This is a genomic window from Methylobacterium sp. P5_C11 (genome assembly GCF_054049775.1).
The window spans coordinates 70,163-79,301 of record NZ_JBFULS010000022.1 but is presented as its reverse complement, the minus strand read 5'-3'; the positions used below and the strand labels follow the sequence as shown (position 1 = coordinate 79,301).

Here is a 9,139-nt window from a genome sequence, read left to right as displayed (position 1 = left end):
GAAGCAACGGATACATTGTCCGAGGCACTTCGCGGTGAACGATGTAGCCCAGAGGAAATGTCTCAGATCGTCGATGATATTAGTGATAGATATGAAATTCCACCGGAGATAGCATCTACGCTAAGGAAACGCGTTGCAGCTGGATAGGTCAGTCGAGGGTGGCTGGGCGCCCGGGAGGGACGACAGATCGAATGGGGAGAACGGCATCCCTTACCTTCTCCCATCGTTGTAAAGGCGGCTTTGTGTTATCGTTCTGCCATGCGCGTCCACGCCATCCTGGTTCGGCTCAAGAACGACTCGCCAGACCTCTCTGAGGATCCCACGCCCGTCCTTCCGCCTGCTCTGATCCAATGTGAACAGCTATGGAAGGATCGTGGAAGGCGAAGATCGTAGCCCAGGGATCAATGGGCGTTCGTCAGGCGCGCTATCGAACCGTTGCTCTACGCCAGGATCGAACCAGAGCCTGAGCATTATGCCGGCCGACTGCTGGACCCCAAGGGCGCCATTCAGGCCCACGGTATCGAACTGTCGTCGGTCAGTCCATTTAACCATTCCAGCGGCCGCTCCCGATCCTCAACCGTCCTTAGCGGGCTACGCCGCCATAGAGCGCTCAGCACTCAGTTCAGACTGTCTCCTCCGATCAAGCAGTCCACGCAAAAACTGCCAGAATTGGAAAGCCGGTTTTGACGGCAACGAGCGGGCGGCGGAGATGGCTATGTCGTATACGAAATTGGCGGGGTTTTCTGTCGCTGCAGCCTTCGCGCTCGGACTGGGAGGCGGCGCAATGGCTGCTCCCCTCAGCAACCCTCAGCCCGCGATTGAAAGGTCTGACGCAGCAGATGGGTTGGTCGTCAAGACGCAGACGCTGGGAATGCAACGGCGGCACGAACGTAGGATGGATCGACAGGATCGGCGAATGGACCGGCAAGTAAATCGGCAGGAACGGAGAATGGATCGGCACGATCAACGAATGGAACGGCGCTACTGAGATGATCCGCAGCGCTGTCTAACAGCGCTGCAAAACTACCCATAAGGGCACGGCCGCGAACGGCATCAGTCATTCAGCGCCCCTTCTCTGCGAACTGAGGATTCCTGTTCGCGCATCTCGATAGCACCGGGCCTGACGCTCCGAACTCGTTCAATCGCGGTTCGGGCGCTTAGGTGGCCGTGGGCGATCCTTGGAACCCTTGTCAGTTCGATCCAGCACAACGGCTTGATCGTCGGGACGCTGGTGGCCGTGATGAAGGTAGGGGCGGTCTTTTCGCTCCTAGCCGTCTGGTATGGGATGATGCTGAATGAGGCGAACACGTTGGAGGGCGAGAAGGCCCGATTCTTCCTTTTCCTTATCCTCGCCTGGTTCGCCTCCCGCTTCGTCAACGGCTCCCGAGTAATGGAGCGTCGAGAGATGTTGGCGAGCCCGGAGGGGTTCACAGCGGCACAAGCTTGACCGTAAAGGGCTTATGATCCCTACAACTGTTGTGCACTCGGGCGACCTTCCTTCATGGTGGGTTGCCTGTTCGCAGTGGCCGGTCCGAGAATGTAGCCGCGTGACCCGACGATAACCCTGAGAGCTCCATTACTCCACGATACCCTAAGGATCGTTCAGGATCGTCCGGTGGCGCCTTGCGTCTGACTAGATGCGGACGTCAGCCATAGTAAATGGCAGAGTGAAGAGCTCGGAATGATCGCTATATTGAACTTCGAGGGCCCACGACGACCAATCGGCGGCTACAGCTCCAAATGCGTCGCGAATATTTCCGATTATCACCTTCGCATGCTCAAAGGCTGAGCCTATGGTGTCGCACTCAACACCGACCATGTCAGCTATTTTATCGCCTTGGTTGCAGATATCGAAATAGAACAGAGCCATTTGTTTGCCCACGCTCTCGGTTGCGTTTCCAAGATGCGTGCCAACTCTATATCACGCACTTTTCCGAGCGAGATTGCCCGAGGCGCAACCGTGAGGTGGCATCATTATTATGCCCCGAGATACATCGGTCCTGCGCGAGGATTCTATAGCATATGTTAGGGCACGTCAGTATTCGGTCTTCCGCGCGGACCGTAGAGGGCTGGTGCGTGGRCTGCGCGGTTTGGATCGGACCTTTGCAGCGCCGACTACCCGAGGCCCAACATCGTCTATTCGGCCAAGCCTGAGCCCGTGTTCAAGAGCGATGATGTCCGCGAGCGTTCACGGCCGCAAGCACGTCTGTTTCCAGCTTATCTTCTCGTATAGTCCTAACCAGAGACCACTCAGCTGGCAAGCAACCTGGGGGAAACTGGTAACCGTCAGGTATCACTAAGCGTTCGCCCGTTTTATGGTGACGATAAATCGCGTAGATCTGCGCCATAGGGCTTCTCTCTGTGTTGCTGATTGCCCCTACCTCACCCTTATAGCACTTCCGATAGCGTCCCGGCAGTCCAGCGCCCATCAATGACAATCCTATTAGGGGGCCGATGGGGCGGCACCGGTCAGAAGACGGTAGACCGACGCTCGCGCCACATTTAGTTCCCGGGCGATGGCTGTGGCTCCCATCCCCTGTGCAGACAACGCCCAGATCCGGTCCGCATCAATGGTTGGCTTCCGACCCTTGTAGACCCCTTCGGCCTTTGCCTTCGCGACACCTTCCAACTGACGCTCGCGGCGGATGGCTGTCTCAAACTCGGCAAAAACACCGAGCATTTGCAAAAAACACCGTCCAGCGGCCGTGGACGTATCGATGGGCTGTTCGATCACGTGTAGCGAGACACCCTTCGCCTCTAGCCGGGACACGATGGCTGCAAGATCGGCCACCGACCTTGCGAGGCGGTCGATGCGGGTGACCCTTATGGAATCCCCGGCCCTCGCGAACTGTATGATAGTTTCCAGTTCGGTCCGACCTTCGAGCTTGGTTCCTGTAGCCTTCTCGCATCGGATGACATCGCAACCGGAAGTTTCTAAAGCCTCTTGCTGAATGGTTAGGCTCTGTGATGAACTGCTGACCCGGGCGTAACCGTAGATAGCCATCAGCGAGACCTATGTCTTTTTTGGTTCTAGACCGTGTCACCATACTGTCTCGTAAGGGCGTAGGCAACCCAAATAAGACGCCATTGGGGTGGTGGAACTGTCTCGCGCCGCTGTGCTGCTAGCGTTTACCCATTTGACACTACCGAACTACACCGGCCGCAGAATGGCGATTCTTAGAAGACGATACGCGGCTGTCCTCTACAATGTGCTCCCCTGTCAGCAATGACCTGACAGCCGGGTTGGATATGGGCGCTCTCCAAAAGCGAACGAGTAAAATGTCTCAGCAGCCAACTATCGCACCATATCCCATCAGCGACTTTCTCCAATGGCAGGGTATGCAGCAACTGGTTCTTACGCCTAAGTTCCAGCGTAGAGATGTTTGGCCTGCAAAAGCTAAATCCTATCTTATTGATAGTATACTTCGGGCAATGCCCATACCTCCAATCTTCCTTCGGTTGAGAGTGGACCCCACCGCTCGAAAGATGGTTCGGGAAGTCGTGGATGGCCAGCAGAGGCTTCGAGCTGTTTTATCGTATCTTTCTGGGGATTTCCCTGTTCTGAAGGTCCACAACAAAGAATATGGGGGGAAGTTTTTCGATGATCTGTCGCCTGAGGTGCAGCAAGACATTTTGTCGTACAAGTTTCAAGTGAACACTTTGGAGARTATCGATGACTCGGAGGTCTTAAAGTTATTCTCTCGTCTTAATACTTACACTCAGCCGTTGAAAGGGCAGGAACTTATAAACTCGGAGTTCTTCGGGGCGTTCAAGCAACTTGTTTACGGCCTTGGATACGATAACTATACGTTCTGGACAGCTAATAACATACTGAGTGATGCAAATATCGCGCGGATGGCAGACGCAGAACTCTGTTCTGAGATAGTCGTTTGTATGCTTGCGGGGATTAGAGGAACCAAACTTACTGATTTGAGGACTTTTTATCAACGGTACGACGATGATTTTCCGAGCGCCGACCGAGTCAAGCGTCGATTTTCCGATGTCGTGGATCAAATAGGAAACATATTCGAGGGCGAGCTCAAGCTGACACCTTTCAGAAGAACTCCAATATTTTTCTCGTTATTCTTAGCTGTCTATGATGCGAAATACAAACTCCCTGGAACGCCGTATCAGCCTAAAGAACTGCCCAATAGAAAGACAATACTTTCAAGATTGAAAGAAGTTGGCAATACATTGGAGATGCGGCCGGTTGACCCTGAAGCCGCTGAGTTCCAGGATGCAAGCAAACGTGCTACGGCAGATACAGGGAGAAGAATAGTTAGACATCAATATCTCATGCGGCATGTCTTCGGCTATCCCGCTCTGCTCTGGGAGCAAGATGAGACTAATCAATAATGCCGAATCACAGCATCGCTGCGGTTCGAATCGCATTCATAAAACAATCCGCGCGAACAAATCAGTTGATAGGCAACATTAGATTGGCTCGAAATGTGCAGGGCCAGCCTATGCTTATTCGGGACGTTGAAGAAGTAGCATCGCTTTGCGTCTTGCGTTTAGGTCTAGCGTGGGAGAACTTTATCGAAGAGTCATTCCTTCGTTATATGTGTGGGGCTGCATCTATAAAGGGCATCTCTCCGCCAATGCTCACGCCAGTCCATAATACAGTTCATTCCGCCTTTGGCGCAATAGCGGGTGGGCAGCAGTATATAAGTTGGAATCAAAGACTCATTAATCGAGTGGGTAGTACTCATTTTGTGGCGGGCGGACCATTCGTCGTCAATATCGCGGCAGTTTCTACCATCTTAAGCGAACTAACCGCCATACGTAACCGGGCGGCTCACCGGTCGGAGTATAGCAAGGTCGAGTTTTCAAATGTCGTTCGTAACCACGTTGGTCACATGCCGCGCGGAATAACGCCGGGCCGTTTTTTGCTATCAACAACCCCGAGGAGTAATGGGACAAGMGTGTTTGAATATATAAGATCTAACCTAGAAATCGCGGCTGACTTGATATCCAACTATCCTTAATTCTAGTATCTAATGCGCTATTATTTTATAAATATTAAGTTACACGCATATCAAATCACATCTCACTACTCGAGAGTCTGCAAGAAACCTATGGGATTTACAGATCGATCAGTCGGAGTATCTATGGAGAGTGAGATATTGGGTCTATTGTCCTGCGGCTTATAAGCCCGTTCTGGATCGTCGGTCGATGCTGGTGCCTACGGTTCCTTCCACGCTAGTTCTATTGGAGTGGGAACTTCGGATCATGCTCCCCCTATAGCCTGTCGAACGTTACAGTTTTGGGTTGATAGCGTGGGAACCGTTTCATCGCGTCGGCCAGCATCATCAAGGTCGGTGTCTCGTATCGTCTTCCAACAGATGCCACACTATGACCAGTGATTGCGTCACGTAGGCGTTCTTCGATCCCGGCTCCAAGTGCGCGCGTCTTCCAAGTGTGTCGCCAACCGTGATTGGGATCGACGCCCGGATCGAGATTGACGGTCTCGCGCACCCACTTGCCTACCTGTCTCCCCTGAACCTCCGCTTGAGGGGTCACTGATCCCTCGCGGCGCCGTTTTGGGTTGTAGAATAGGGGACCAGGCACAGACGATTCCACGAACGCCAGGAAGCCCTGTTCAATCAGGTGGTCATGGATGGGGACGGTTCGGGCTTCGCCGGTCTTCGTAACCCTCAGATGCATGACTGGGACACCCCCTTCGGTCCGGATGTCCTCACGGTGAAGGTTGGTCAGTTCGGCTATTCGTGCCCCACTATAGGCCGCAAGCCACGGGCACCATCGACGTGCTGCACCACGGGTCGGATTTCGAGTGTCTGGTGTGACCCCTAAAGCCGCCGACAGGATTGCCACTGTCTCACGGTCTCGAAAGGTCCGCTCTCGCTGTAGGACGATCCTAGGCTCATCCAGGGAGATGCCAGCGGCCGGGTTAGACGACAGCATCTGACCGGATGACCGACCCACACCCCATCGAAACACCGAGCTGACAGCTACCAGATCGTTCTTGTTGATCGCGCGCGGGCTGATGCCTTCCCGGTCTCGCCTATGCACCGCCCAAGCGAACACATCATCACCGCTCAGGGTCCGAGCATCCCGGCCGCTGATGAACGCTTCAAACGACCGAATGCTCCCACGGTAACGCTTGATCGTGTTGGGCGCTCGTTTGTCCGCACGATCCGTTGCCCATCGGTCGAACAGGTCCCCAACGGTCAAGGTGGGGCCGGTGATCGCGACGGGGGAGGGGACCGCGGTCGAGTTACGGGCAGGAGCGCGGAGAGGAACACCTACCGGAAGATGATCGATTAGTGTGCCAGATTTGCCACACCCACGTTCGACGTTCCAAATCCGCTTGAGGGCACCATCGGCTATGGCGTGCCGTGACCGTGCTTCCCGAGATTCTTTGGTTCTCAGGGATGCTTGGATGAGGGGGCCGACCTTCACGCGAGCCCAACCCTCACCAATTGGAAGCGAGAGGGTTTGCCCCTTCAACCGTGCGGCAAGATCGACGGGGGTGCGCTGGCGTAGGTAGTAGACCCCAGATTTAGGGTCCTTCCAAGGTTTCGCGACTCTGAGGGACAATGTGTAAGACCGCTGTGTAAGAGTGCGGTCATCGTCGGAGGGTCGCTTCGCCCTAACCTACTGTAATCGTTAGGGATATACTGGTGCTGCGAGAGAGGATTGAACTCTCGACCTCTTCATTACCAATGAAGTGCTCTACCACTGAGCTACCGCAGCAGGTGGCCGGGTCGCCCCCGCGGGGGGCGTGTCCATCCGGCCGAGTGGGGCCATAACGGATCGCCGCCGCGTTGGCAACGCCGTGTTGCGCTTCCGTGCGCTTTACGTGCGGGCCGCGGCCCGGATGAGGGCGGCCAACCCCGGCTCGGAGACCGCCTCGGCGGCATCCGACGGGGTGAACCACCGGAGTTCCCGCTGGCGCGCCTCGGGAAAGTGCTTGAGCTGCTTGCGCACCTCCAGGGGAAAGACCTTCACCTGACACAGGACGACGTCGAGGTTCCGGAGGCGCTTCTGGTAGAGGTACAGGCCGATCGGACGCTTGCCGACCGCACCGCGCAGGCCCGCCTCCTCGTAGGCCTCCCGCGCAGCCGCCTCGAACGGCTTGCGGCCCTTCATGGGCCACCCCTTCGGGATGACCCAACGGCGGCTTTCCCGCGACGTCACCAGCAGGATCTTCGGATTCCCGTCCCGCCCATGCCGGAACGGCAGGGCGCCGACCTGCCGGCGCGGCTCGCCGTCCTCGTCGTACAGGGTCACGGCCGCACCGCGCGAGGCGGCATGCAGCCCGGACCCGGCGGACTCGACGGGCACCGGAGGCGCAGGATGGGCTGGTGGATGATCGGATCCTCGGTCGACGGTTCTACGCCTACGCTATACGGCAGGTCGATTACTTCAACTGCCAGTAGACACATGGCACGCCTTACCCGTGACCGCGGGACATGCCTGTCATGCGCGGTCCGTCTCGTCGGCCCCCGGCACCCCGATCAGCCGGTCCTGCGCACCGTGCGTTCCCCCGGACCGGACGGCGGCAGCGCCGCGGCTGCCATGCCGACCGAGACCGGATCGGCGCCGGCCGTCTTGGCTTCAGCCGCCTTCGCCGGCAGCACGGTGGGCACGGGCACGGCCGTCCCCGGCCCGGCGGAATGGGCGCCAGCGGCCGATGGGGAGACCGGTGCAGAGACGGTCGGAGCCGCCGGGACGATCGGGGTCATCGGGACCGTTGGAGCCGCCGGCACCAGGACGGGCGCGGTCGGCTCCGATTCCGGCTCGACCGCCGGCGCAGCGGCCAGTGTGTTCGGCGGCTCGCGCCAGGCGAAGGCGTCGAGGCGTCCGGTCACCGGCGAGACCGGTGCCCAGGTCTCGGAGGCAACGCCGTCGGCGATCCACAGGGGATCGCGGGGTGCGCGCGCGGCGCGGGCGAGCCATTCCCGGGCCTGACCGGAGGCGGCACCGTGCTCGGCTTCCTCGATCGCCGCCATCATCAGGCAGGCGCGGGCGGTCGGGCGGTCGGACAGGAGCGGCTTCACGGCCTCCCGCGCACGCTTGAAGTCCCGTGCGTCCAGGGCAGCCTGCCCCAGGGCGAGCCGGGATTCCGGATCCCAGACGGACAGCTTCGCCAGCACCTCGGCGCGCGCGAGGCGATCGCGGACGGAATCCCCTGTCCGCAGGCCGAGATAGACCTTGGCGAGGTCGGGATGGGGGTTGGCCTTCCAGGCCGCCTCGACGATCCGCGCCGCCTTCTTGAAGTCGCCGCGGCGGGCGAGGAGCCGGCCTGCGATGCAGGCGGCCGGCACGAGTTCGGGGGCGAGCTTGACCGCCTGCAGGACCCGCTCAGCCGCGAGCTCGGGCTCGCCGGCCTCGCGCTCGCCGGCGATCGCGGTCAGCAGCACGGCCCGCTGCCGACGGGCGCTCGCCTTGTCAATCAGGCCGAGGGAGGAGCGCCGCTCGATGGTCTCGAGGGCCGCGGCCCAGTCACCGTCGGCGCTCTGGGCCTCCAGCAGCGCCTCGTTGGCCCAGGTGACGCTCGGAGCGAGGCGGGCGGCCTCGGTGGCGTAGGCGCGGGCGGCGGTCTCGTCCTCGCGGCGCCGGGCCTCCACGAACAGACCGCGCAGGCCCAGGACCCGGGTCTCCGGATCGTCGACCATACGCTGGAAAGCGCTCTCGGCGGCATCCCGGTCACCGGAGATCTGCGCCGCCTGCGCCTTCAGCAGGAGGGTCAGCGGCTCGGTGCCGAGGAGACGTTCGGCATCGCTAGCGTAGCGCCGGGCCGCCAGGGGATCCCCCGAACCGACCGCCACCATGCCGCGGGACAGGGCTGAGAGGCCCTTGGCCCGGCGCCGCTCGGCGGAGCCGCGCACCAGCGCCTCCGGCAGGCCGATCACGCCGCGCACGATCGCCCAGAGTATTCCCAGGACGATCGCCGCCGCGATGACGCCCACGAGGGCGACCGCGAGGCTGGTACCGATCTGATAGCCGTTCCAGACGAGGGTGACGGTGCCGGGCCGGTCGGCGATCCAGACCGCCCCGAAGGCGGCGAGTGCGAGCAGGGCCAGGAAGGCGAGGGCGCGCCACATGGGATCAGTGTCTCCTGTCGGCGGCCGGCGGATGGCCGTCGCGGGGGGCGGGAGGAGCGGAGCGCCTG

7 protein-coding genes and 1 tRNA gene are annotated in these 9,139 nt (G+C 59.4%); 2 read left to right on the top strand and 6 right to left on the bottom strand.

The genetic code is table 11. The features are described from left to right. The first annotated feature begins 1,213 nt into the window (after positions 1–1,213). Positions 1,214–1,447 carry a hypothetical protein gene (locus ACXJKQ_RS14005; RefSeq protein WP_457106335.1) on the top strand — a complete coding sequence of 78 codons (234 nt, stop codon included), beginning with the start codon at positions 1,214–1,216 and terminating at the stop codon, positions 1,445–1,447. 186 nt (positions 1,448–1,633) lie between these two features. On the opposite strand, the gene ACXJKQ_RS14000 is transcribed toward ACXJKQ_RS14005, so the two are convergent. Both ACXJKQ_RS14000 and ACXJKQ_RS13995 read right to left on the bottom strand, forming a co-directional pair. Next, positions 1,634–1,870 (bottom strand): DUF6894 family protein, encoded by a 237-nt coding sequence (locus tag ACXJKQ_RS14000; protein WP_457106334.1) that lies wholly within the window; start codon positions 1,868–1,870, stop codon positions 1,634–1,636. Between the two features lie 573 nt (positions 1,871–2,443). Next, complete coding sequence (locus tag ACXJKQ_RS13995) at positions 2,444–3,004, bottom strand: recombinase family protein (RefSeq protein ID WP_457106333.1); 561 nt, start codon at positions 3,002–3,004, stop codon at positions 2,444–2,446. A gap of 335 nt (positions 3,005–3,339) precedes the next feature. Between ACXJKQ_RS13995 and ACXJKQ_RS13990 the strand changes: the two genes are divergently transcribed. Beyond that, positions 3,340–4,356: a DUF262 domain-containing protein gene (locus tag ACXJKQ_RS13990; RefSeq protein WP_457106332.1), complete on the top strand. Its 1,017-nt coding sequence runs from the start codon at positions 3,340–3,342 to the stop codon at positions 4,354–4,356. Positions 4,357–5,241: 885 nt separating this feature from the next. Here ACXJKQ_RS13990 and ACXJKQ_RS13985 read toward each other — a convergent pair. From ACXJKQ_RS13985 to ACXJKQ_RS13970, 4 genes are all read right to left on the bottom strand, one after another. Then, a complete protein-coding gene (locus tag ACXJKQ_RS13985; protein WP_457106331.1) occupies positions 5,242–6,561 on the bottom strand; it encodes a DUF6538 domain-containing protein in 1,320 nt (439 codons plus the stop codon). Between the two features lie 81 nt (positions 6,562–6,642). Beyond that, positions 6,643–6,717: transfer RNA gene (locus ACXJKQ_RS13980), tRNA-Thr, on the bottom strand. Positions 6,718–6,819: 102 nt separating this feature from the next. Continuing rightward, entirely contained in the window at positions 6,820–7,254 is a 435-nt protein-coding gene (locus tag ACXJKQ_RS13975) for an NUDIX hydrolase (protein ID WP_457106338.1), read from the bottom strand. A gap of 227 nt (positions 7,255–7,481) precedes the next feature. Next, complete coding sequence (locus ACXJKQ_RS13970) at positions 7,482–9,071, bottom strand: heme biosynthesis HemY N-terminal domain-containing protein (RefSeq protein WP_457106330.1); 1,590 nt, start codon at positions 9,069–9,071, stop codon at positions 7,482–7,484. Positions 9,072–9,139: the final 68 nt, after the last annotated feature.